General features: G+C 73.5%; 26 protein-coding genes and 3 tRNA genes. 17 read left to right on the top strand and 12 right to left on the bottom strand.

Annotated features, from left to right (window positions below):
* Positions 1-14: 14 nt before the first annotated feature.
* From AC27IY_RS39705 to AC27IY_RS39695, 3 genes are read right to left on the bottom strand one after another with little or no spacing between them, the layout of a single operon-like run.
* Positions 15-845 (bottom strand): aminotransferase class IV, encoded by an 831-nt coding sequence (locus AC27IY_RS39705; protein ID WP_344218121.1) that lies wholly within the window; start codon positions 843-845, stop codon positions 15-17.
* Positions 842-1,852: a chorismate-binding protein gene (locus AC27IY_RS39700; RefSeq protein ID WP_344218123.1), complete on the bottom strand. Its 1,011-nt coding sequence runs from the start codon at positions 1,850-1,852 to the stop codon at positions 842-844. The genes AC27IY_RS39705 and AC27IY_RS39700 overlap by 4 nt, the downstream gene beginning before the upstream one ends.
* On the bottom strand, positions 1,822-2,739 hold the full coding sequence (locus AC27IY_RS39695; RefSeq protein WP_423476426.1) for a LysR family transcriptional regulator: 918 nt from the start codon (positions 2,737-2,739) through the stop codon (positions 1,822-1,824). The genes AC27IY_RS39700 and AC27IY_RS39695 overlap by 31 nt, the downstream gene beginning before the upstream one ends.
* Positions 2,740-2,797: 58 nt before the next feature.
* On the opposite strand from AC27IY_RS39695, the gene AC27IY_RS39690 reads away from it, so the two are divergent.
* Complete coding sequence (locus AC27IY_RS39690; protein WP_487181140.1) at positions 2,798-3,988, top strand: NAD(P)-binding domain-containing protein; 1,191 nt, start codon at positions 2,798-2,800, stop codon at positions 3,986-3,988.
* On the opposite strand, the gene hutH is transcribed toward AC27IY_RS39690, so the two are convergent.
* The 3 genes from hutH to AC27IY_RS39675 all read right to left on the bottom strand — a co-directional run bounded on the left by hutH (position 3,969) and on the right by AC27IY_RS39675 (position 6,906).
* Complete coding sequence (gene hutH / locus AC27IY_RS39685; RefSeq protein ID WP_487181139.1) at positions 3,969-5,519, bottom strand: histidine ammonia-lyase; 1,551 nt, start codon at positions 5,517-5,519, stop codon at positions 3,969-3,971. The genes AC27IY_RS39690 and hutH overlap by 20 nt on opposite strands.
* A gap of 16 nt (positions 5,520-5,535) precedes the next feature.
* Positions 5,536-6,243, bottom strand: coding sequence for an ArsR/SmtB family transcription factor (locus tag AC27IY_RS39680; RefSeq protein WP_364445015.1), 708 nt, complete (start codon positions 6,241-6,243; stop codon positions 5,536-5,538).
* A 111-nt stretch (positions 6,244-6,354) separates the two neighbouring features.
* Entirely contained in the window at positions 6,355-6,906 is a 552-nt protein-coding gene (locus AC27IY_RS39675) for a hemerythrin domain-containing protein (protein WP_344218133.1), read from the bottom strand.
* Positions 6,907-7,018: 112 nt separating this feature from the next.
* Between AC27IY_RS39675 and AC27IY_RS39670 the strand changes: the two genes are divergently transcribed.
* The 12 genes from AC27IY_RS39670 to AC27IY_RS39615 all read left to right on the top strand — a co-directional run bounded on the left by AC27IY_RS39670 (position 7,019) and on the right by AC27IY_RS39615 (position 14,902).
* Entirely contained in the window at positions 7,019-8,200 is a 1,182-nt protein-coding gene (locus AC27IY_RS39670) for a hypothetical protein (RefSeq protein WP_423476429.1), read from the top strand.
* Between the two features lie 96 nt (positions 8,201-8,296).
* Positions 8,297-8,368, top strand: a tRNA-Gly gene (locus AC27IY_RS39665).
* Positions 8,369-8,383: 15 nt separating this feature from the next.
* Positions 8,384-8,454: transfer RNA gene (locus AC27IY_RS39660), tRNA-Cys, on the top strand.
* Positions 8,455-8,459: 5 nt separating this feature from the next.
* A tRNA-Val gene (locus AC27IY_RS39655) sits at positions 8,460-8,534 on the top strand.
* A gap of 257 nt (positions 8,535-8,791) precedes the next feature.
* A complete protein-coding gene (locus tag AC27IY_RS39650) occupies positions 8,792-9,226 on the top strand; it encodes a nuclear transport factor 2 family protein (protein WP_344218137.1) in 435 nt (144 codons plus the stop codon).
* 115 nt (positions 9,227-9,341) lie between these two features.
* Entirely contained in the window at positions 9,342-10,088 is a 747-nt protein-coding gene (locus AC27IY_RS39645; RefSeq protein ID WP_423450484.1) for an IclR family transcriptional regulator, read from the top strand.
* Positions 10,089-10,248: 160 nt separating this feature from the next.
* On the top strand, positions 10,249-10,899 hold the full coding sequence (locus tag AC27IY_RS39640) for an NAD(P)H-binding protein (RefSeq protein WP_364445010.1): 651 nt from the start codon (positions 10,249-10,251) through the stop codon (positions 10,897-10,899).
* A gap of 80 nt (positions 10,900-10,979) precedes the next feature.
* On the top strand, positions 10,980-12,080 hold the full coding sequence (locus AC27IY_RS39635) for an LLM class flavin-dependent oxidoreductase (RefSeq protein WP_344218143.1): 1,101 nt from the start codon (positions 10,980-10,982) through the stop codon (positions 12,078-12,080).
* A gap of 22 nt (positions 12,081-12,102) precedes the next feature.
* Positions 12,103-12,717: an FMN reductase gene (locus tag AC27IY_RS39630; protein ID WP_423450488.1), complete on the top strand. Its 615-nt coding sequence runs from the start codon at positions 12,103-12,105 to the stop codon at positions 12,715-12,717.
* Positions 12,718-12,779: 62 nt separating this feature from the next.
* A complete protein-coding gene (locus AC27IY_RS39625) occupies positions 12,780-13,544 on the top strand; it encodes a chitosanase (protein WP_487181138.1) in 765 nt (254 codons plus the stop codon).
* A 74-nt stretch (positions 13,545-13,618) separates the two neighbouring features.
* Positions 13,619-14,119, top strand: a complete 501-nt coding sequence (locus AC27IY_RS39620) for a hypothetical protein (protein ID WP_487181137.1) — start codon at positions 13,619-13,621, stop codon at positions 14,117-14,119.
* 30 nt (positions 14,120-14,149) lie between these two features.
* A complete protein-coding gene (locus AC27IY_RS39615; protein ID WP_487181136.1) occupies positions 14,150-14,902 on the top strand; it encodes a type 1 glutamine amidotransferase in 753 nt (250 codons plus the stop codon).
* Here AC27IY_RS39615 and AC27IY_RS39610 read toward each other — a convergent pair.
* Complete coding sequence (locus AC27IY_RS39610; protein ID WP_487181135.1) at positions 14,871-15,611, bottom strand: sulfite exporter TauE/SafE family protein; 741 nt, start codon at positions 15,609-15,611, stop codon at positions 14,871-14,873. The two genes, AC27IY_RS39615 and AC27IY_RS39610, sit on opposite strands and share 32 nt — an antisense overlap.
* 118 nt (positions 15,612-15,729) lie before the next feature.
* Here AC27IY_RS39610 and AC27IY_RS39605 point away from each other — a divergent pair, with 118 nt between their 5' ends.
* Positions 15,730-16,386, top strand: coding sequence for an endonuclease V (locus AC27IY_RS39605; RefSeq protein WP_487181134.1), 657 nt, complete (start codon positions 15,730-15,732; stop codon positions 16,384-16,386).
* Between the two features lie 8 nt (positions 16,387-16,394).
* On the opposite strand, the gene AC27IY_RS39600 is transcribed toward AC27IY_RS39605, so the two are convergent.
* The gene (locus tag AC27IY_RS39600) at positions 16,395-16,769 is read right to left on the bottom strand and encodes a hypothetical protein (RefSeq protein ID WP_423450500.1); all 375 of its coding nucleotides are present in this window, start codon (positions 16,767-16,769) and stop codon (positions 16,395-16,397) included.
* A gap of 90 nt (positions 16,770-16,859) precedes the next feature.
* A complete protein-coding gene (locus tag AC27IY_RS39595) occupies positions 16,860-17,501 on the bottom strand; it encodes an NADPH-dependent F420 reductase (protein WP_487181133.1) in 642 nt (213 codons plus the stop codon).
* Between the two features lie 95 nt (positions 17,502-17,596).
* Here AC27IY_RS39595 and AC27IY_RS39590 point away from each other — a divergent pair, with 95 nt between their 5' ends.
* Complete coding sequence (locus AC27IY_RS39590; protein ID WP_364444994.1) at positions 17,597-17,944, top strand: winged helix-turn-helix transcriptional regulator; 348 nt, start codon at positions 17,597-17,599, stop codon at positions 17,942-17,944.
* 3 nt (positions 17,945-17,947) lie between these two features.
* Here AC27IY_RS39590 and AC27IY_RS39585 read toward each other — a convergent pair whose 3' ends face one another.
* Together AC27IY_RS39585 and AC27IY_RS39580 are read right to left on the bottom strand one after the other, a co-directional pair.
* Complete coding sequence (locus AC27IY_RS39585; protein WP_449945571.1) at positions 17,948-18,742, bottom strand: HAD family hydrolase; 795 nt, start codon at positions 18,740-18,742, stop codon at positions 17,948-17,950.
* A 34-nt stretch (positions 18,743-18,776) separates the two neighbouring features.
* A complete protein-coding gene (locus AC27IY_RS39580) occupies positions 18,777-19,253 on the bottom strand; it encodes a DUF2283 domain-containing protein (protein ID WP_423450504.1) in 477 nt (158 codons plus the stop codon).
* Between the two features lie 121 nt (positions 19,254-19,374).
* Between AC27IY_RS39580 and pyrF the strand changes: the two genes are divergently transcribed.
* Positions 19,375-20,199: an orotidine-5'-phosphate decarboxylase gene (gene pyrF / locus AC27IY_RS39575; protein ID WP_344218167.1), complete on the top strand. Its 825-nt coding sequence runs from the start codon at positions 19,375-19,377 to the stop codon at positions 20,197-20,199.
* Positions 20,196-20,627, top strand: coding sequence for an SRPBCC family protein (locus tag AC27IY_RS39570; protein ID WP_487181132.1), 432 nt, complete (start codon positions 20,196-20,198; stop codon positions 20,625-20,627). The genes pyrF and AC27IY_RS39570 overlap by 4 nt, the downstream gene beginning before the upstream one ends.
* On the opposite strand, the gene AC27IY_RS39565 is transcribed toward AC27IY_RS39570, so the two are convergent.
* Positions 20,587-22,338 (bottom strand): 2-isopropylmalate synthase, encoded by a 1,752-nt coding sequence (locus AC27IY_RS39565; protein ID WP_487181131.1) that lies wholly within the window; start codon positions 22,336-22,338, stop codon positions 20,587-20,589. The two genes, AC27IY_RS39570 and AC27IY_RS39565, sit on opposite strands and share 41 nt — an antisense overlap.
* Positions 22,339-22,349: the final 11 nt, after the last annotated feature.

Here is a 22,349-nt window from a genome sequence, read left to right as displayed (position 1 = left end):
GAGGCGTACGCCGGTCACGGGTCCAGGTCGGAGGCCGAGCGCTCGGCGAAGACCCGCATGGCCTTGCTGGTGATCGGGCCGGGGGCGATCGGCAGCTCGGTGTCGTCCACGAGCTTGATCGGCTGCACGTCGCGCGTGGTGGAGGTCAGGAACGCCTCCTCGGCCTCGTACAGGGCCGACAGCGGGACGTCGGTCTCCTCGCCGCCGAACCACTCCAGCACCAGCCCGCGGGTCACACCGGCCAGGCAGCCGGCCTCCAGGGTGGGGGTGACCAGGCGCCCGTCGAGGACGAGGAAGACGTTGGAGCCGGTGCCCTCGCACAGGTTGCCGGCGAGGTTGCCGAAGACGGCCTCGCCGCCGCCGCGCTTCTTGGCGTAGAGGAGGGCCTTGGCGTTGTCGCCGTAGGAGGTGCTCTTGACGCCGGAGAGCGCGCCGCGCTCGTTGCGCGGCCAGGGGACGACGGTGACGTTCGCGGTGGCGGGGAACGGCTTCTGCTCGTCCACGATGACGACCGTCGTGGTGCCCTCGTTGCCGCGGTCGGAGCCGAGGGGGCCGGGGCCGCTGGTGTAGGTGACGCGGATGCGGCCGAGCGCCCAGTCGGGGGCGTGCTCCAGGAGGCGGCCGATGCCGTCGGCGATGGCGGCGACGTCCGGCTCGGGCAGGTCCATGCGCTGGGCCGAGAGCCTGAGCCGGTCGAGGTGCCGGGTGAGCGCGAACGACCGGCCGTGCACGAGCTTGATGGTCTCGAAGACGCCGTCGCCGACCATGAGCCCGTGGTCGAAGACCGAGACGGTGGCCTGCGCGGGGTCGATCAGCTCCCCGTTGACCCAGACAGGGATGTTCATGCGTTTCCTCCTGTGGATGCCAGGGCTATGAGCCTGGCTGCTTTGAGCTCGGTCTCGAGCCATTCGCGCCGGGGATCGCTGCCCCAGGTGATGCCCGCTCCCGTGCCGAACCGGATCTCGCCTGCCGAGATCTGGAAGGTCCTGATGCCGACGGCCAGCGCCGCCCTGCGTCGGTCGGCGTCGACCCAACCCACCGTGCCACAGTACGGGCCCCGAGGTGCGGGTTCGAGCTCGTTGATGATGCGCAGCGCGGACGATTTGGGGGCTCCCGTGACCGAGCCCGGCGGGAACGTCGCGGCGAACAGCTCCGGCCAGCCCGCTCCGGGCGCGAGCCTGGCGCGTACGGTCGAGACGAGGTGGACCAGCCCGGGGTGCTCCTCGACCACGCACAGCTCCGGCACCTCGACCGAGCCGACGGCCGCCACCTGACCGAGGTCGTTGCGGACCAGGTCGACGATCATCACGTTCTCGGCGTGGTCCTTCGGCAGCAGGTCGGCGGCGGTGACGCCGGTGCCCTTGATCGGCCGGGACTCGACGACGTCGCCGTCGCGCGCGAGGTAGAGCTCGGGCGAGGCGGTCACCACGCTGAGGCCGGGGACGCGGACCACGCCGCCGTACGGGGCGGGGTTGCCCTCGGCGAGCCGTACGGCCAGGGCGAGCGGGTCGGCGGTGGACGGCAGCGGAGCGGTCAGCACGCGGCACAGGTTGGCCTGGTAGACCTCGCCCCGCTCGATGAGGGCGCGGATGGCGCGCACGCCGCTCTCGTAGGCGTCACGGTCGAGCGAACTGCGCCACTCATCCGGCTTTGGACCGTGCCAAGGAACGGCGGGGCGGGGCAGCGGCGCGGGGCGCACCTGGTCGAAGCGGGCGCACGTCACCTTGCCCTCGTAGTCCACGACGACAGCCCACCAGCCCTCGCCGTCGAGCGCGGCGAGGTCGGAGGTCACGTCCCGTAGCCCGGTGGCCAACATATGACCTAAGTGGGCGAATCCGTACACGCTTCCCATTCTTCCAGGAGTTGGACGAATTCCAGTGCGGCGGGGAGGGGGTCTTCCGGCAGGGCCGCGTACACCCTGCGGGCGGGGGCCTGCCCGCGCAGGGGCCGCAGCACCAGCCCGGCCGGTACGGCGCGGGCCGCCAGCTCGGGCACGAGCGTCACGCCGAGCCCGGCGGCGACGAAGCCGAACTTGCCGGTCCACTCGGCCACCCGCAGCCCGCCGCGCGGCGCGAACCCGGCGGCGGCGCACGCGGCGAGCAGCAGCGTCGGCTGGCCGCGCGGGGCGGCCTCGATCCACGTCTCCCCCGCCAGGTCGCGCAGGTCCACCTCGGCCTCGGCGGCCAGCCGGTGCCCGGCGGGCAGGGCGACCAGCAGGCGGTCCTCGCGCAGCGGCACCAAGCGGCCCGCGTCCGCGGCGGGCAGGCCCGCCGGGTAGTCGCTGATGACGGCGGCGTCCAGCGCCCCGGCGCGCAGGCGCTCCAGCAGCTTGGTGGTCAGCCCTTCGACCAGGCGCAGCTCGACGTCGGGGCGGCGGGCGGCGAAGCGCCTGAGCGTGCCGGGCACCAGGTCCACGTTCGCCGTGGCGAACGCGCCGAGCCGCAGCGTGCCGCCCCGGCCCGCGTGCAGGGCGGCCAGCTCCTCCCCGGCCCGCTCCAGCCGGTCGAGGACGGCGACGGCGTGCCGGTGCAGGGCGGCCCCCGCCGGGGTGAGCCGGACGCCGCGGGCCAGCCGTTCGAACAGCGGCCCGCCGGCGGCCCGTTCGAGTGCGGCGACGCGGCGCGAGACCGCGGACTGGGTGTAGCCGAGCAGCTCGGCGGCGGCCGTGAAGGATCCGCTCCGTGCGACCTCGTCGAAGAGGCGGAGCGTGGCGGCGTCGAAGGCATTCGTATCAAGCATGGCTGGCATGCAATCTAGTCGGTGGTGGAATACCGGGCTTACCGCTTCACTGGCCCGCATGATTGCTTTTCTCGGACAGGGACGCATGGGCGTCCCCATGACCCGGCGGCTGGCGGCGGCCGGGCACGACGTGACCACCTGGCGGCGCGGCACGGGCGTCACCGCCGCGGCGGCGGTGGAGGGCGCGGACCTGGTCATCACGATGCTGAGCGATCCGGCGGCGGTCCGCGAGGTGCTGACGGCGGCCCTGCCGGGGCTGCGGGCGGGCACGACGGTGGTCGAGATGTCCACGATCGGCCCGGAGGCGGTGCGTGAGCTGCGCGCACTGCTGCCGGCCGGGGTCGGCCTGGTGGACGCGCCGGTGCTGGGCAGCGTCGGCCCGGCGGCCGAGGGCTCACTGACCGTGCTGGCCGGCGGCGACGGCGCGGACCTGGCGCGCTGCCGCGAGGTGCTGTCGGTGTTCGGCACGGTGCGCGAGCTCGGGCCGCTGGGCGCGGGCGCGGCCATGAAGCTGGCCGTGATGAACGCGCTGGTGCCCGCCCAGGTGCTGCTGGCCGAGACGCTGGCGTACGGGGAGGCGCACGGCGTGGACCGCGAGGAGCTGTTCGGCGTGCTGGCGGCCACCCCGCTGGGCGCGCTGGCCGAGCGGCTGCGCGTGCCCGCCGCCGAGACCCGCTACTCCCTCGCGCACGCCGCCAAGGACCTGGAGCTGGGGGCGTGGGAGGGCGCGAGCGTGGCGGGGGCCGCCCGCGCCCGGCTGCAGGAGGCGCGGGCGGCCGGGCTGGGCGAGCGCGACCTGACCGCCATCGCCGCCCACGTGGGGGGCCACCGGGCCGGTACGCGGGCGGTGCCGCTCAACCTGGCGACGGTCCCGGCCACGAACGGGATGTACTCCCACGCGGTGCGGGCCGGCGACACGCTCTACGTCTCGGGGGTCGCGGCCTTCGACGAGGAGGGCCGGATCGTCGGCGAGGGCTCGATGACGGCCCAGTCCGAGCACGTCTACCAGGTCATCGAGCGCATTCTCGCCGACCAGGGGGCGGGGTTCGGCGACATCGCGTTCATCCGCACGTACCTGACGGACATGGACGCCCGCGCCGAGCACGGCGCGGTGCGCCGCAAGTACATCACCGGCACGCCCCCGGCCAGCACGACCGTGGAGGTGTCGCGGCTGTTCATGCCGGGGCTGCTGCTGGAGGTGGACCTGATCGTGGCGCTGCCCTCGCGGGTCACGCCAGGGGGCCGGTGACCTGCTCCACCGCGGTGACCACGCCGCCGTCGGCGACCAGGCGGACGGCGGCGTCGATCTCCGGCGCCAGGAACCGGTCGGGCCCGGGGGCGGGCACGGTCTCGCGCAGCGCCCGCACCACGGCGGCCGTCGCGGGGGCGGGCCGCAGGGGCGCGCGCAGGTCGAGCGCGCGGGCGGCGGTCAGCACCTCGATCGCCAGCACACGGGTGAGCCCGTCGATCGACCTGCGCAGCTTGCGCGCCGCCGACCAGCCCATGGACACGTGGTCCTCCTGCATGGCCGAGCTGGGGATCGAGTCGACGCTGGCGGGCACGGCCAGGCGCTTCAGCTCGGAGACGATCGCGGCCTGGGTGTACTGGGCGATCATGTGACCGGAGTCCACGCCGGGGTCGTCGGCGAGGAAGGCGGGCAGCCCGTGGTTGCGCGCCACGTCGAGGAACCGGTCGGTACGCCGCTCCGACATCGACGCCAGGTCGGCGGCCACCACGGCGAGGAAGTCCAGCACGTACGCGAGGGGCGCCCCGTGGAAGTTGCCGTTGGACTCCACCCGGCCGTCGGCCAGCACGGCCGGGTTGTCCACGGCGCTGGCCAGCTCCCGCTCGGCGACGGTGGCGGCGTGCGCGAGCGTGTCGCGGACCGCCCCGGCGACCTGCGGGGCGCAGCGCAGCGAGTAGGCGTCCTGGACGCGGGTGCACGCCTCCGGGTCGCGGTGGCTGGCCATGATGTCCGACTCGCGCAGCACCTTCACCATGTTGGCGGCCGAGCTCGCCTGGCCGGGGTGGGGGCGCAGGGCCTGCAGCTCCGGGGCGAAGACGCGGTCGGTGCCGAGCAGCGCCTCCACGCTCATGGCGGCGCTCACGTCGGCGGTGCGGACCAGGCGGGTGAGGTCGTGGACGGCGAGGACGAGCATGCCGAGCATGCCGTCGGTGCCGTTGATGAGCGCCAGGCCCTCCTTGGCGGCCAGCTCGACGGGCTCGATGCGGGCCTGCTTCAGCGCCTCGGCGGCGGGCCGGAGGTCGCCGTCGCGGTCGCGGACCACGCCCTCGCCCATGAGGGTGAGCGCGACGTGCGCGAGCGGGGCGAGGTCGCCGGAGCAGCCGAGGCTGCCGTACTCGTGCACGACCGGGGTGAGGCCGGCGCTGATGAGGGCGGCCAGGGTCTTGGCGGTGACCGGGCGGATGCCGGTGTGGCCGGTGGCGAGGGTGTGCAGGCGCAGCAGCATGAGGGCGCGCACGACCTCGGTCTCGACCTCGGGGCCGTTGCCGGCCGCGTGCGAGCGGACGAGGGAGCGCTGGAGCTGCGCGCGCAGCGCCGGGTCGATGTGCCGGGTGGCGAGGGCGCCGAACCCGGTCGAGACGCCGTACGCGGGGACGGGGCTCTCGGCCAGCTCGTCCACCCGCTGGCGGGCGGCGGCCATGGCGGCCACGGCGTCGTCGGTGAGCCTGACCGCGGCACCGTGGCGGGCCACGTCGATCACGTCCTGGAAGCTCAGCGGCTCCGGGCCTACGGCCACGACTCCGTTGTCGCGCATGGTGGGCACTCCCTCGTCAGGTAACTGGTGTGTGCGATGTTAGCTCCTTACTCGGAAACAACGCGGCCAGCCCTTCCCTGCCCTCGTCCGTCAGGATCACCGCACGTGGGACCGTACCCCGGCGGTACCAGCCGCGCTCGAACAGCGCGTCGGTGACCGCCGCGCCGAGCGCACCGCCGAGGTGCGCGCGGCGCTCGGTCCAGTCCAGGCACTCGGGGGCGAACCTGCGCCGCGAGCCGCGCGCGCCCGCCACGTCCACGCCGAGACCGGTCAGCAACCGCTCGCCCTCGCCGGTGAGGTCGGCGCCGGTGTAGTAGCCGCCGGCGCGCAGGCCGTCGAGCAGCCCGACGCCGGCGCGTCCGGCGAGGTGGTCGTAGCAGGTGCGGGCCTCCTCCAGGAGCCGCGCCTGGCGGGACTGGCGCAGCGAGCGGACCGGCGGCCGGGCGCTGATCCTGGCGAGGACCTCCAGGACCTCGGCGACCTCATGGCCGGAGAGGCGGTAGTAGCGGTGGCGGCCCTGCCGGACGACGTCCACGAGCCGGCCGTCGAGCAGCCTCGCCAGGTGGGCGCTCGCGGTGGCGGCGCTCACTCCGGCGACCCTGGCCAGCTCCCCCGCCGCGAGCGCGCGGCCGTCGAGGAGGGCCGTGAGGATGGCCGCCCGGGTCGGGTCCGCGATGAGCGCGGCTACGGGGGCGATGTCGGCGTCCCGGGCGATGTGTTCCATGCTCACGACGGTAGTACGCGGACATTTCGGTCCGCGTCGAAGGGTGCGCGCGAGGGCTCAGCTCCTGCTGAGGGCTCAGCTCCTGCCGAGGGCTCAGCTTCTCCCGGGGACTCAGCTTCTCCCGAGGGCTCTGCGGATCGCGTCGCGGGCCCGTTCCGCGACCGCCCTCGGGGTGCCCACCAGCAGGTTCCTGGTGGCGGACTCGGCGCCGGCATGCGGGCGGATCGTCGCCAGGCCCTCGGCGGCCCGGAGCGCCGCGCCCATCGCCCGGCGTTCGACGGGCGTCGTACGGGCGCGCAGCCGGGCGAACTCGTAGCGCTCCTCGCCGCGCGCGTGCGCGGTGACGGCGGCCCGCAGCTCGGCCAGGCGGTCCCAGAACCGGGGGTGGTCCACGCCGTCGTGGTGCAGGTCCTGCAGCAGCCGCCTGGTCAGGCTCTCCTCGCGCAGCCGGTCGGCGACGACGCCGGGGCCGTTGTCGAGCTTCCTGCGCGCGTACGGATGGACGATCTCCTCCTCGGCGGTCTCGTGCATGGACAGCATCCGCGTCAGGCGGGCGAAGGCCGCCTCCACCTTGTCCGGCGGCGCCTGCTCGACCTCGTCGAACAGGTCCCTGATCCTCCCGTGCTGGGCCACCAGCAGGTCGATCACATCGTGTTCAGCCACGCCAGGCGGCCTACCCGGCCTCCCCCCTGGCACGCGCCTCCTTACCGAACGCGGGCCGTCCGGGGACCCAACGCGGAGGTTGCCCGCCCGGCCTCCGGGTACGGCCCGCGACATGGCCTTCGATCCGCTGCAGGAGCGGGGCATCCCGCTGGACAGGCAGCTGCGCGACTGGCGCGAGCTGCACCGCACGCCCATCGACCCCGACCGCGCCGACCCGTACACCCGCTGCCGGATCATCACGATGAACGGCATCGAGGTGGAGGCGGTGCTGTTCAGCCACCACCTGGCCCGGCACTGCCCGGACGAGGCGCTCAGACGGCGGCTCGCCCAGGTCCGCGCCGTCGAGGCGCAGCAGCAGAAGGCGGTGAACTGGCTGCTGCCCGGGGTGTCGTCGGTGCTGGAGACGACCATCGCCTACGAGCAGGTCGCCGTGGACCTGACGGCGTGGGTGGCGCGGATGGAGCCGGACCCGTACCTGCGGCAGGCGTACGAGTTCGGGGTGCTGGACGAGGTCGACCACCTCTACCGGTACGCCAACCTGTACGAGCTGCTCGAGCACCGCGAGGCCGAGAAGATCGTCGGCGACGTGACCGAGATCATGCCGGGGCGGCCGACGCACCTGCAGCACCGCGATCCGGTGGACGACGTGCGCGAGGCGTACGACCGCGGCCGCACCGAGCCGCTGTCCCGCCTGCACGCCCTGACGATCGCGGCGACCGAGCAGCAGACCATGAACTACTACCTCAACGCCGGCCCCCAGCAGATGGAGCCGGTCGCGCGCGGGCTCTACCAGGAGATCGGCATGGTGGAGGAGGAGCACGTCACCCTCTACGAGTCCCTGGTGGACCCGGGGCAGAGCTGGTGGGAGCGGCTGCTCAACCATGAGTACAACGAGTGCTACCTCTACTACTCCTTCATGGAGACCGAGTCCGACCCGGAGGTGAAGCGCCTCTGGGAGCTGCACCTGGGGATGGAGCTGGAGCACCTGCGGCTGGCGGCCGAGCTGTTCCGGCGCTTCGACGGGCGCGACCCGGACCAGGTGCTGGCCCCGGCGCTGCCGCCGCCGGTGACGTTCGAGCCGAACAAGGCGTACCTGCGGCAGCTGCTCGCCGCCCAGGCCGGCTGGACCACGCTGGGCACCGGCTACGCGCCCGGCCCCCACGAGCGGTTCGAGCAGCGGCAGGACGCGGTCGTGGACGGGGTGAAGCCCGCGTCCGAGCAGGTGATCGACGACAACCGGCGGGTCTCCGGCCAGGACTACCGCCTGGAGACGGCGGGCCCGCGTCCAGCCTGAGCCCGGCGGGCGAGGGGGCGCGGCTTATCCAGTTTGGGTACTCGGCCGAGATTCGCTACAGTTCTCTCGTCGCCCCGGGTCGCGAGCGGGGCGGATGCGGAAGTGGCTCAGTGGTAGAGCATCACCTTGCCAAGGTGAGGGTCGCGGGTTCGAATCCCGTCTTCCGCTCGGAGCTTCCGGCTCGGTGGCGTGGCCGAGAGGCGAGGCAGCGGCCTGCAAAGCCGTCCACACGGGTTCAAATCCCGTCGCCACCTCACAAGGACGATTAGCTCAGCGGGAGAGCGCTTCCCTGACACGGAAGAGGTCACTGGTTCAATCCCAGTATCGTCCACCAGCACGACGCCACAGCCCCGGTCCCGACAGGCCGGGGCTTCGTGCTTGTCTGGGGCTCCCGGGCCGGGGTAGGCGCGGGCCATGAGGTTCGGGAACTGGGACGTGCGGCCGCTGGGCGGCTGGACGGGCTGCCTGCTGATGATCATCGTGTCGGTCCTGCTGTCGATCGTGCTGACCGTGGTGGTCAACTGGCTGCTCTGAGCGCGCCGGCGTGCACCGGGTCTGGCGGGAACGCCGTCCCGGCGCGACGATCACCGCATGGACGCACGAGAGCTCGCCGACCGCCTGGAGATCGCGGACCTGCTGGCCCGCTACACCCGCGCCGTCGACTCGGGCCGCTGGGAGCGGCTCGACGAGGTGTTCACCGAGGACGCCGTGATCGACTACAGCTCGGCGGGCGGCGTCAGGGGCGGGCGGGAGGAGGTGAAGGCGTGGCTCGCGGAGGTGCTGGCGCACTGGCCGGGCCGGCTGCACCTGATCGGCGCGCCGGTGATCGACTTCAGCGGCGACGGGGAGGCCCGCGTGAGCGCGCCGTTCACCGACACCCTCGCGCCGAGCCGGGAGATGGTCGCGGCCGGGACGGCGGGCTTCCTGCACGGCGGCGGCTGGTACCACCACCGCCTGCGCCGCACCCCGGACGGCTGGCGCAGCGTGGAGCTGGTGGAGGAGCAGAGCTGGCGCACCGCCCGCTGACCTGTCCCGCGCGCCCCACTGGCGCACTGCGATATCACCGGCCTGTCCTCACCGTCAGGCGGGTATGTCCGCCGGGTCAGGCGTGCCGATCCCACCCGGCGAAGATGCTGGAGCGATGACAGGTGACGCACAGCCCAGCGATCTGATCCGCAGTGTCTCGCGTGCCCTGCGCGTGCTGGAGGAGGTGGCGCGGGCCGATCGGCCCCTGCCGGTCAAGGTGATCGCCCGCCGCTGCGGGCTCAACCTGTCGACGTCGTACCACCTGGTCCGCACGCTGTGCTACGAGGGCTACCTGCACCGGCGGCCCGAGGGCGACTACCTGCTGGGCTCGAAGGTGGCCGAGCGCTTCCACGACATGCTGGACGCCTTCGAGCGGCCGCCGCGCGCCCGCTCCGTGCTGCGGCATCTGACGGAGGTCACGGGGCACACCGCGTACCTGGCGCAGCTCGCCGACGGGCGGCTGCTGGTGGTGGACGTCGTCCAGGGGCCGCGCTCGCCGTGGCTGGAGGACCTGCAGTCGGGGCTGGAGACCGCGCCGCACGCGACCGCGCTCGGTAAGGCGCTGCTGCGGGCGCTGCCGGCGCGGGACCGGCGGGAGATCCTGCTCGGGTACGGCCGGCTGCCGCGCTTCACCTCCGCCACCCCGGCCACCTTGGAGGACGTGGAGGAGGAGCTGGCGGGCCTGCCTCCGGGGCAGGTGGTGGTGGAGGAGCACGGGCAGTTCCGCGAGCAGGTGGCGTGCGCGGGGGCCGTGGTCGCCGGCACGGCGTGGGCGATCGGGATCTCGACCCGCGGGCTGGAGCTCCCGGCGCCGGCGGTGGCCCTGCTGGCCGAGGCGGCCCGCGATCTCGCGGGCCCGTAGCCCTCCCCCGCCCGCCCGCGCGCCCACCCTGCCGCCCACCCTGCCGCCCACCCTGCCGCCCACCCCGCCGCCCACCCTGCCGCCCACCCTGCCGCCCACCCCGCCGCCCGGCCCTATCCTTCCCCTGACGACATCGGCGAGACGATCGGGGCGGGCCGCCATGAAAGTGATCATCTTCGGGGCGACCGGCATGGTGGGCCGGGGCGTGCTGCGCGAGTGCCTGCTCGACGCCAGGGTCACGGACGTGCTCACCGTCGGGCGCACGGCGACCGGCGTCGCCCATCCCAAGCTGCGCGAGCTCGTCCACGGCGACCTGACCGACCTGTCGCCGATCGAGGACCGCCTGGCCGGGTACGACGCCTGCTTCTTCTGCCTGGGCGTCTCCTCGGCCGGCATGAACGAGAAGGACTACCGGCACGTCACCTACGATTACACGGTGACGGCCGGCCGCGTCCTGGCCAGGCTCAGCCCCGGCTCGGTCTTCGTCTACGTCTCCGGCGCCGGCACCGACGCCCACGGCCGCGCCATGTGGGCGCGGGTGAAGGGCGAGACGGAGAACGCGCTGCTGGCGATGGACCTGCGGGCCTACATGTTCCGGCCCGGCTACATCCAGCCCATGCACGGCATCACCTCGCGCACCCGGCTCTACCGCCTCGGCTACATCGTCACGCGCCCGGTCTATCCGCTCCTGCGGCGGATGTTCGGCCCAGCGATGACGACGACCGAGCAGATCGGCAAGGCCATGATCGCCGTGGCCGAGCACGGGGCGCCCGAGCGGGTGCTCGGCCCGGCGGGCATCAACGCCCTCTGAACGACGATGATGGAATAACCACGAGGGCCTGAGCGCTACCGTAACCGTTAAAGTTTCAACAGTCATGGATGGTGACTAAAGTGCAGTTCGGGATCTTCACCGTGGGCGACGTGACCATGGACCCCACGACGGGCAGGACGCCGACCGAGCATGAGCGGATCAAGGCCATGGTGACGATCGCGCTCAAGGCCGAGGAGGTCGGCCTGGACGTCTTCGCGACCGGCGAGCACCACAACCCGCCGTTCGTGCCGTCCTCCCCCACCACCATGCTCGGCTACATCGCGGCGCGCACCGAGCGGCTGATCCTGTCGACCTCCACGACCCTCATCACCACGAACGACCCGGTGAAGATCGCCGAGGACTTCGCGATGCTCCAGCACCTGGCGGAGGGCCGCGTGGACGTGATGATGGGCCGGGGCAACACCGGCCCGGTCTACCCGTGGTTCGGCCAGGACATCCGCCAGGGCATCCCCCTCGCGGTGGAGAACTACGCGCTGCTGCACCGGCTCTGGCGCGAGGACGTGGTCGACTGGGAGGGCAAGTTCCGCACGCCGCTCCAGGGCTTCACCTCGACGCCGCGCCCGCTGGACGGGGTGCCGCCGTTCGTGTGGCACGGCTCGATCCGCAGCCCCGAGATCGCCGAGCAGGCCGCCTACTACGGCGACGGCTTCTTCGCCAACAACATCTTCTGGCCGAAGGAGCACTTCCAGCGGCTCATCGCCCTCTACCGGCGGCGCTACGCCCACTACGGCCACGGCACCCCCGAGCAGGCGATCGTCGGGCTCGGCGGGCAGGTGTTCATGCGCAAGAACTCCCAGGACGCGATCAGGGAGTTCCGTCCGTACTTCGACAATGCCCCCGTGTACGGCCACGGCCCCTCGCTGGAGGAGTTCACGGCCGAGACGCCGCTGACCGTCGGCAGCCCGCAGCAGGTCATCGAGCGGACGCTGGAGTTCAGGGACTACTTCGGCGACTACCAGCGCCAGCTGTTCCTCATGGATCACGCCGGCCTGCCGCTGAAGACCGTGCTGGAGCAGCTCGACCTCCTGGGCGAGGAGGTCGTGCCGGTGCTGCGCGCCGAGTTCGCCAAGAACCGGCCGGCCGAGGTGCCGGACGCGCCGACGCACGCCTCCCTGCTCGCCGCCAAGCAGGAGGCGGAGATCGCCCCCGTGGAAGCCTGACCCCCCGTACGAAGGAGACATCATGAAGCTCGCGGTCGTCACGGCCGGACTGACCCAGCCGTCCTCGACCCGGCTGCTCGCCGACCGCCTCGCCGAGGCGGCGGTCCGGCGGCTGGCCGGGCACGAGCCCGACGTGCGGGTGATCGAGCTGCGCGAACTGGCCGTCGACGTGGCCAACGCCTTCGTCACCGGGTTTCCCAACGCGCGGCTGCGCGCGGCGCTGGACGCGGTCACCGAGGCCGACGGGCTCGTCGCGGTCACGCCGATCTTCAGCGGCTCCTACAGCGGGCTGTTCAAGTCGTTCTTCGACGTGCTCGACAACACGGCGCTGACCGGCAAGCCGGTGCTGATCGCGGCGACCGGCGGCACGGCGCGGCACTCGCTGGCGCTGGAGCACGCGCTGCGGCCGCTGTTCGCGTACCTGCGGGCGGTGGTCGTCCCGACCGCCGTGTACGCGGCGGCGGAGGACTGGGGCGGCGGGCAGGACGCGTTCACCGACGGGCTCGGCGAGCGCGTGGAGCGCGCCGCCGGGGAGCTGGCCGGCCTGCTGACGCACCGCGTCCCCGAGGCGGCGGACGCCGGCGAGGAGGTCGTGCCGTTCGAGGAACAGCTCGCCGCACTTCGCCCGAAGCGGTAGTTTCGGGCGCGTCGCCGGAGTAGGGTCCGTTCGGAAACTTTCCTAACGAACCAGGAGCTTTCGTGCTCACAGCCACCCTCCTGACCCTCTCCCTCGCCGTCACCGGCAGCGCCGCGCCCGACCTCAGCGATCCGCACAAGAAGGACATCGCGCTGCGGCTCGTGTCCAGCGCGGAGAACTCCTCACTGGACTGGAAGGCCCAGTACGGCTACATCGAGGACATCAAGGACGAGCGCGGCTACACGGCGGGCATCATCGGCTTCTGCTCCGGCACGGGCGACATGCTGGAGCTGGTCGAGCTCTACACCAAGCGCAAGCCCGGCAACGTCCTGGCGAAGTACCTGCCCGCCCTGCGCAAGGTCAACGGCACCGACTCCCACGCCGGCCTCGACCCTGCCTTCACCAAGGACTGGAAGGCCGCCGCCAAGGACCCCGTCTTCCAGCGGGCCCAGGACGACGAGCGCGACCGCGTCTACTTCGACCCGGCCGTCCGCCGGGCCGAGAAGGACGGGCTGCGGGCGCTCGGCCAGTTCGTCTACTACGACGCGATGGTCATGCACGGCCCCGGCGGCGACAAGCTCAGCTTCGGCGGCATCAGGAAGGCCGCGCTCGCCAAGGCCAAAACCCCGGCGCAGGGCGGGAACGAGGTCACCTACCTCAACGCCTTCCTCGACGCGCGCAAGGCGGCGATGAAGGCCGAGGAGGCGCACGAGGACACCACCCGGGTGGACACCATGCAGCGGGTCTTCCTGAAGAACGGCAACCTCGACCTCAAGCCGCCGCTGAAGTGGAAGGTCTACGGCGACAGCTACACGATCAAGAACTGATCGGTCACGGTACGCCCGCACTCGCGGGACGGGCGGGGTAGGTTGGGCACCAAGCCAACAAACGGGGTTAGATCATGTCAAATGGTGCCCGTCATGCCCTCGGAGTGGTCGCCGGGCTGCTCCTTCCTCCTCTGGCGCTCGCCGGCTTCCTCTACGGCATCGGCGAGATCCTCGTCCAGTCGCGGTCCACGTTCCAGCTGCCGTGGCACGCCGTCGGCGTGCTGGCCGCCGCCGCGATCGTCCTGGCCTTCCTCGCCGGCTCGCGGCTCTCGCCCGTCGCCTCGCTCATCGGCGGGCTCGCCTACACCGGGCTCGGCCTGCTGCCCCTCCTGGAGTACGCGGGCGGGCCGGTGCTCAGGCTGGACGGGCTGCCCGCGCGCGTGAACGACGGTTACCTGGCCCTCGGCCACTCGGGGATGCTGCTGTTCGTCGGGGTGCTGCTGCTGGCCGTCTCGCTGTTCCCCTCGCGGTGGCGGGCCAGCGTCCCTGAGCCCCTTTCCGTCTCCCCCGCGTACGGGCAGGGCAGCTCGCCGTACCTGCCGGAGGACGCCACGAGGCCGATGTTCCGCGAGTAGGCCGCGCGCGGCCTGGCAGAATGCTTGGCCATGCGCGACACGAAGATCCATGACCTCCCGGCCGGCCGGGTGCTGGTGGTACAGAACAGCAGGAGCGGCGGTCCGAGCCGGGTGGGCGGCTGGCTGGAGGACGCCGGCCACGAGCTGGACGTCGTGCTCGCCCACGAGGGCGCCCCGCTCCCCGACCGGCTGGAGCACGACGCCATGATCATGCTCGGCGGCGGCTACCTGCCGGGCGACGACGACCGGGCCCCCTGGCTGGCCGGCGCCCGGCGGCTGGTCGGGCAGGCGCTCGCGGAGAGCGTCCCGCTGCTCGGCATCTGCCTGGGCGGCCAGATGATCGCCGAGGTCGCGGGCGGCGAGGTCACCGGCGACGCGGGAGCCCCCGAGAACGGCAGCCTGCCCGTCACGATCCGGCCGGAGGCGGCGACGGACCCGCTCTTCCACGGGCTGCCCCCGGTGGTGCCCGCCGTCGAGCACCACAAGGACGCGGTCACCAGGCTGCCGCCCGGCGCGGTGTGGCTGGCCGAGACGGCGGCCTGCCCCTACCAGGCGTTCCGGGTGGGCGAGCGGGCCTGGGGGGTGCAGTTCCATCCCGAGGTGCTGCCCGCGCGCATCCGCGAGTGGCAGGCCGACGGCTTCGACCCGGACGAGGTCCACGCGCGGGCGGTGGCCGACGAGCCGGTGTCCACCCCGGTCTGGCATCAGGTGACCCTGCGTTTCGCGGCCCTGGTCGCCGAGCACGCGGCGGCTACCCCGCGTAGGAGTCCCAGCCGAGCTTGACCGCCACGGCGACCCCGCAGGCGGCGGCCAGGTAGCGCAGGCTGTGGCCCGGCAGGCGGCGGGCGATCTTGGGGCCGATCCAGCCGCCGATCAGGAAGCCCGCCGCCAGCGGCGCGGCCGCCGCCCAGTCCACCGGGCCGAACAGCGCGAACCCGAGGGCGGCGACCGCGTTCGCCAGGCCGGACAGCACGTTCTTCATCGCGTTCAGCTTCGCGGCGGGATGGGCGAACATCGCGGAGAGCACGGCGAACAGCAGGATGCCGCCGGCCGCGCCGAAGTAGCCGACGTAGATCGTGACGGCGAACAGCGCGAGCTTCCCGAGCACCCCGTGCTCGCCGCGTGCCTTGCCCGAGGGCGGCCGGACCAGCAGGAGCGAGGCCATCCCGATCAGCCAGGGCGCGATGAGCTCGAACGTCCTCCCCGGCGTCACCAGCAGCAGCAGCGCGCCGGTCGCGCCGCCCAGCGCGGTGACCGGGCCGAGGCGCAGCATCGGCCGGCTCTCCCCCGCGAGCTCCGGGCGGGAGCCCGCGGCGGCGCCGACGGCGGTGAAGACGAGGGCGACGGTGTTGGTGACGTTCGCGGTCAGCGGGGGCAGGCCGAAGGCGAGCAGGGCGGGGTAGGAGACGATCGAGGCGAGGCTGACGACCGTGCTCACCACGCCGGCCGCGACACCGGTGCCGAGCAGGCCCAGCACATCTCCGACGATCACCCGGTCATGCTATGGCTTGTCCGTTTTGTCCGTGCCGTCGGGTCCCGCGGCCCGGCAGGACGCGGGCCGGCCGCCGCGAAGTAGGCCCCGGGCGCGGTCAGGGCGTACCTTGTGCCGGGTGCAGGTACAGCAGCTCCATCCGTGGCCGGACACCGTCGAGGAGGCGGAGGCGGTCCAGGACCGGCTCCGCCCCCACGTCGAACTGACCGGGCCCGACTCCTTCGACCTGGTGGCGGGCCTGGACGTGCACTACCACGGCGACGGCGAGCTGACGGCCGCCGTGGTCGTCATGGACGCCGGCACGCTCGCCGTGGCCGAGCAGGTGGTGGCGCACGGGAAGGCGGCCTTCCCTTACGTGCCGGGGCTGTTCGCCTTCCGCGAGCTGCCCGCGCTCGTCGAGGCACTCGAACGGCTCACCGTCACGCCCGACCTGCTGGTCTGCGACGGGTACGGCCTGGCGCACCCGCGCGGGTTCGGGCTGGCCTGCCATCTCGGCGTGCTGACCGGGCTGCCCGCGCTGGGGGTGGGCAAGACGCCGTTCGTCGGGACGCACGAGCCGCCGGGGCCGGAGCGGGGTGACTGGACGCCGATCACCTACGACGGCGCCGTGGTGGGCCGCGCCCTGCGCACCCGGCCGGGCGTCAAGCCGGTGTACGTCTCCCAGGGCCACCGCGTCTCCCTGGACACCGTCACCGCCCAGGTCCTCCGCCTGGCCCCCCGCTACCGCCTCCCCGAGCCGATCCGCCGCGCCGACCACCTCGCCCGCCACCCCTGAACTCCAGGTCAGCGGCGCCAGGCGGCGACGAGCAGCCACACGCTGAGGCCGAGCAGCGCCATCCCGAGCGGCACGTGCCCGGCCACCGCCCCCGTCCCGCCCAGCATCGACTGCACGAACCCGAGCAGCAGCACCCCCAGCGCCACCAGGGCCGGCCAGCCCGCGCCGCGTCCCGGCCGCCACAGCAGCACGGCGGCGACGAGCTGGGCGAGGCCCAGCACGTGCACGGCCAGCGCCCCCGACGCGTGCAGGCCCGCGCCGCCCCCGCTGAGGAGCTGCCCGGCCGTCACCCCCTGCGCGAGCACGGCCAGCGTGTTCAGCACCGTCACGGCCCGGAACGCGGTCACGTACCCGTTCCTCACGGCCACCTGCGTGGTCACCACGGACACTCTCCTTCGAACTCCCGCCGACACGTGACCACCAGGATCATCCGAGGAGAGCAGCCGGGCATCCGCCGTGGGTGGTGGTCACCGCTACGCCCCGGGGCGTACGCCGTGGGTGCCGGACTGCTCCAGCGGGGGCAGCACGGCCTGGGCGTCCGCGCCGCCGAACCACAGCCCGATCATGAACGCCGCCGTGGCCTCGAGCTGCGTCACCCGGGCGAGGCCGCCGCCGTCCAGCGGGGTGCAGCCGAGGACGGACACCAGCGTGCGGGCCGCCGCCAGCGCCGCCGGGTCGTCCCCGCACAGCGGCACGGCGAGCGGCCGCCCGCCGAACACCGGCGGCGTCATCCGCCACACGTCCACGTGGCACAGGTTGAACGCCTTGACCACGTGGCCGCCGCTGAGCCTGCCGATGAGCAGGGCCGGCGAGCGGGCCGGGTCGTAGGCGGACGGGTCGGCCGCGTTGGTGACGTCGACGAGCGGCTTGCCGCGTAGCGCGCCGCCGCAGGCGCTCAGCACGTCCACGAGCCCCGCCTCCCGCACCGCCACCACCACGACCTCGCCGAACGCGGCCGCCTCGGCCCAGCTCCCCGCCCGGAACCCGCTCCGGGCGGCGCGGGCGGCGGTCGCCGCCGCGTCCCTGCCGCTGATCATGATCTCGTGCCCCGCCCCGGCCCACTGCGTGCCGAGCGCGTCCGCCATCCCACCCGCGCCCAGGATCCCGATGCGCACGTACGTCCTCCTCCTGTGAAAGGGTTTCCTTCGGTGGGAGCACACTAGAAAGCCCGATACACACCGTTCGGTGCCTGACGACGGGAGGGTCCGCGTTGTTCCTCGCCGACTGCCAGGCCCGGCTGGCGTTCGATCTGCTCGGCAACACCTGGAACGCCGTCGTGCTGTGGTCCCTGCGGCACGGCCCGCGCCGCCCGGGACGGCTGCGCGAGGAGATCGGCGGCATCAGCACGAAGGTGCTCACCGAGACGCTGCGCCGCCTGGAGTACAACGGCCTCGTCGTCCGGCACGCCTACGCCGAGGCGCCGCCGCGCGTCGAGTACGAGCTGACCGAGCTCGGCCGCAGCCTGCTCGGCCCGGTGGGGGCGGTCGGCGAGTGGGCCTTCGCGCACGCCGACGAGGTCATGCGGGCCCAGGACCGCTGGAGCGACGCGCCCCCGTGAGCGTCAGCCGTACAGGCGTTCCAGCACCGCCGCGACGCCGTGCTCGTCGTTGGAGAGGGTGCGGCGCGGCACCGACGCGAGCACCGTCCGGTGCGCGTTGGCCATCGCGTACCCCTGGCCCGCGTACGTCAGGACCGCCAGGTCGTTCGGCATGTCGCCGAAGGCCACCACCTCGCCCGCCGGCACGCCGTGCGCCCGGCAGACGCGGTCCAGGGCGGCGGCCTTGGTCACCCCCGGCGCGCTGACCTCGACGAGCCCGCCGTCGCCCGACTGGGTGACCTCGGCCAGGCCCTTCATGGTCGCCAGCACGGCGGCGATCATCTCGTCGGCGGTGTGCGCCGGCGAGTGGGCGAGCAGCTTGACGAAGGGCTCCGCCTCCTCCATGACCGAGACGACCTCGCGGTAGAACGGCATGTCCTCGGGGACGCGCCGGGTGTAGGCGGCCTCGGCCAGCACGCCCCTGCCCGTCTCGACGGCGAGCCCGACGCCCGGCAGCGCCTCGGCCAGGGCGAGCGCGGCGCGCCTCGCGACGGCGGGGTCGAGCGGCAGGCTCTCGGTGATCTCGTCGGTGTCCAGGTCGTAGACGATGGCCCCGTTGCTGCAGATCGCCGTGCCCGTGACCCCCGCCTGCTCGGCGATCTCGCGCACGCCCCGCGGCGGCCTGGCGGTGACGAAGACGATCACGGCCCCGGCCTCGCGGGCCAGCCGGAGCGCGTCCCTGGTGCGGGGCGAGACGGTGCGGTCGGAGGTCAGCAGGGTGCCGTCGAGGTCGGTGGCGACGATACGGGGAGAGTTCACGGCATGTAACCGTAGCCCCCCTGATCAGGACGGCTCACAGGCGCATCTCCGACGGCAGCCGGGCGGCGGCGTTCATCAGCTCCACGCCGATCAGCCGTCCCTTCTCCCCGTAGTCGAGCACGGCGTCCTCCGCCACCACCTGCCGGGTGGCCTCGCCGGGCAGGATCTCGCGTTTCATCGCGATGTAGGCGAGGTCGTGCTCCTTGTCCCAGGTGACCCAGACGGTCTGCGCCCGCGGCCCCGGCGCGACGTCGTCCCAGTTCAGCAGCCCTTCCCTGGCCTCGTGGGAGCCGGTGACCGCGGCCCGCACCATGGCCAGCGCCAGCTCGGCCGCGCCCAGCGAGTCGGGTCCCGTGACCTTCCTCTCGTGCTCCCATCCGTCGAGCCCGTCGATGCGGTAGGGGCACGACCACTCCCCCGTCGGCTCCTCGTACGGCATGCCTACCGTGACGACCACGTCACGGGGCGGATCGCTGCGCAGCGCCAGCACCCGGTGGGCGATCTCGTACATGCTTGCTGCCTTACCCCTGCCGCCGCCGCCGGAAGACTGGTGAACGGGAACGGTCGGTCTCCTGTTCACCCGAGTGGCCCGTCCCGTAGGGTCGCCGCATAACCGTGCGAAGGGGTTCACCATGAACGAGTCGTTCGGGGCACGCCTGCGAGCCAGGCTCGACGCGTGCGGGCCGCTGTGCGTCGGCATCGATCCGAGCCCGGCCCTGCTGGACGCCTGGGGGCTGGACGACTCGCCGTCCGGGCTCGAACGCTTCAGCCGGACGGTCGTCGAGACCGTGGCGGAGGTGGCGGCCGTGGTCAAGCCGCAGTCGGCGTTCTTCGAGCGATGGGGCAGCCGGGGCGTCGCCGTGCTGGAACGCGCCATCGCCGACCTCCGCGAGGCCGGCACGCTCGTGCTGCTGGACGTCAAGCGGGGCGACATCGCGAGCACGATGACCGCCTACGCCGAGGCGTATCTCGACCGGGGCAGCCCGCTGGCCGCCGACGCCGTGACGCTGAGCCCCTACCTCGGGTTCGGCTCGCTGACGGGCGCGATCGCCTCGGCGGTGGCCAACGACGCGGGCGTGTTCGTGCTGGCCCGCACCTCCAACCCGGAGTCGGCGGAGCTGCAGCGGCTGGTGGCCGGGCAGGTCGTCGCGGGCGCGACCGCGGCGAACGCGGGGGCGACGCCGTTCGGGCCGGTGGGGCTGGTCATGGGCGCCACGCTGACCGAGGTGGAGCATCCGCTGACCGACCTCAACGGGCCGATCCTGGTCCCCGGGGTGGGCGCGCAGGGCGCGAGTCCGGCCGACGTGGCGCGGCTGTTCGCGCCGGTGCGGCACGCCGTCCTGCCGTCGGTCTCGCGGGCGGTGCTGGCCGACCCGAAGCGGCTGCGCGGCCGGGTCCTGCACTACCGGGACGAGTGCGCGGCCCACCTGACGCCCGAGGCGGCGGGCAGGAGATGACCTTCCGCACCCGCGTGGCCGTGGACGCCCCCGCCGAGCTGGTGTGGCGGACGATGGCGGACGTGACCCGCTGGCCGGAGTTCACGCCGACGATGACGAGCGTGCGCCTGCTGGACGACGAGCCGTTCGGCGCCGGCAGCCGGGTGCGCATCGAGCAGCCCGGCATGCCGGCCCTCGACTGGATGGTGACGGCGCTCACCCCTGGCCGCTCGTTCGTCTGGGAGACGGTGGCCGCGGGCGTGACGGTCGCGGCCGGGCACGTCGTGGAGGCGGCCGCGCGCGGCGGGGCCGTCGTCGAGCTGTCGATCAGCCGCAGCGGGCTGCTGGCGCCGGTCCTCGCCCTGCTGACCGGCGCCCGCACCCGCCGCTACGTCCGTACGGAGGCGCTCAGCCTGAAGCGCCGCTGCGAGCTGGAGCCTCCGGGCTGACCCCGTCGCCCGCCAGGGCGGCGTTGACCGCGGACAGCACCGCGTGCACCGACGCGGTCAGCACCGAGGTGTCCAGCGCCACGCCCCAGCGCGTCCGGCCCGCGACGCGCGCCTCGACGTAGGCCACGGCCTCGCTGGCCGCGTCCGTCCCGAGCGCGTGCTCGGCGTAGTGGAGGATCTCCACGTCGAGCCCGTCGGCGGCCAGGGCGGCCGTGAGCGCCGACAGCGGGCCGTTGCCGGTCCCGTGCAGGCGGCGGCCGGAGCGCAGCGTGCCGGTGAAGACGTGCTCGCCCGGCCCGGCCGGGGCCGTGGTCCAGTCGGCGAGCGCGCCGGGCTCGCCCGGGGCGACGTAGGCGGCGCGGAAGAGCTCCCACAGCTCCTCGGCGGTGATCTCCTCGCCGCTGCCGTCCGTGGCCCGCTGCACGACGGCCGCGAAGTCGATCTGCAGGCGGCGCGGCAGCTCCAGGCCGTACCTGCTGCGCAGCAGGTAGGCGATGCCGCCCTTGCCCGACTGGCTGTTGACCCGGATGACCGCCTGGTAGCCGCGGCCCACGTCGGCCGGGTCGATCGGCAGGTACGGCACCTCCCACGGCGCCTGCTCCGGCGGCACGCCCAGCTCGGCGGCGCGCTTGGCGTGGTGGGCCAGGCCCTTGCCGATGGCGTCCTGGTGGGTGCCGGAGAAGGCGGTGTGGACGAGGTCGCCCGCGTACGGGTGGCGGTCGGGCACCGGCAGGCGGTTGCAGTGCTCGACCACGCGCCTGATCCCGTCGAGGTCGGAGAAGTCGATCATCGGGTCGACGCCCTGGGTGTGCAGGTTGAGCGCGAGCGTGACCAGGTCGACGTTGCCGGTGCGCTCGCCGTTGCCGAACAGGCAGCCCTCCACCCGCTGCGCCCCCGCCAGCAGGGCCAGCTCGGCACAGGCCACGCCGGTGCCGCGGTCGTTGTGCGGGTGCACGGAGAGGATCACCGCGTCCCTGCGGTCGAGGTGGCGGTGCATGTGCTCGATCTGGTCGGCGTACACGTTCGGGGTGGAGATCTCGACCGTGGCCGGCAGGTTGTGGATCACCGGGCGGTCCGGAGAGGCGTCCCACAGGGCGGTCAGGTCGTTGCACACCTCCAGCGCGTAGTCCGGCTCGGTGAGGTTGAAGACCTCCGGCGAGAACTCGAAGCGCACGCCGGGCAGGCCGTCGGCGAGCCGGGCGATCTGCCCGGCGGCGTCCATGATCAGGGCGCGCAGCTCGCGCCGGTCGTGGCCGAGCACGACCTCGCGCCAGGTGGGCGCGGTGGCGGTGTAGAGGTGCACGACCGCGCGCGGCAGGCCCTCCATGGCGGCGAAGGTGCGCTCGATGAGGTCGGCGCGGGCCGCGGTGAACACCACGGGCGTCACGTCCTCGGGCAGCGCGCCCGGCGCGGCCAGCTCGCGGACGAAGTCGAAGTCGAGCCGGCTGGAGGACGGGTAGCCGACCTCGATCTCCTTGAACCCCATGCGCGTCAGCAGCGCGAACATCGTGCGCTTGCGGGCCGGGTCCATCGGCTCGGCCAGCGCCTGGTTGCCGTCGCGCAGGTCGACGGGCACCCAGAGCGGGGCGTGCGTGAGGCGGCGGGCGGGCCAGGAGCGGTCGGCGGCGAGGGGGACCTCGACGCGCTCGTGGGCGGGGCGGTAGCGGTGGGAGGGCATGCCGCTGGGGCGCTGCCGGTTCCAGGGGTGCATGGCGGTCGGGT

Source organism: Nonomuraea sp. B208 (genome assembly GCF_057536035.1).
This window is presented reverse-complemented; position numbering and strand designations above follow the sequence as displayed.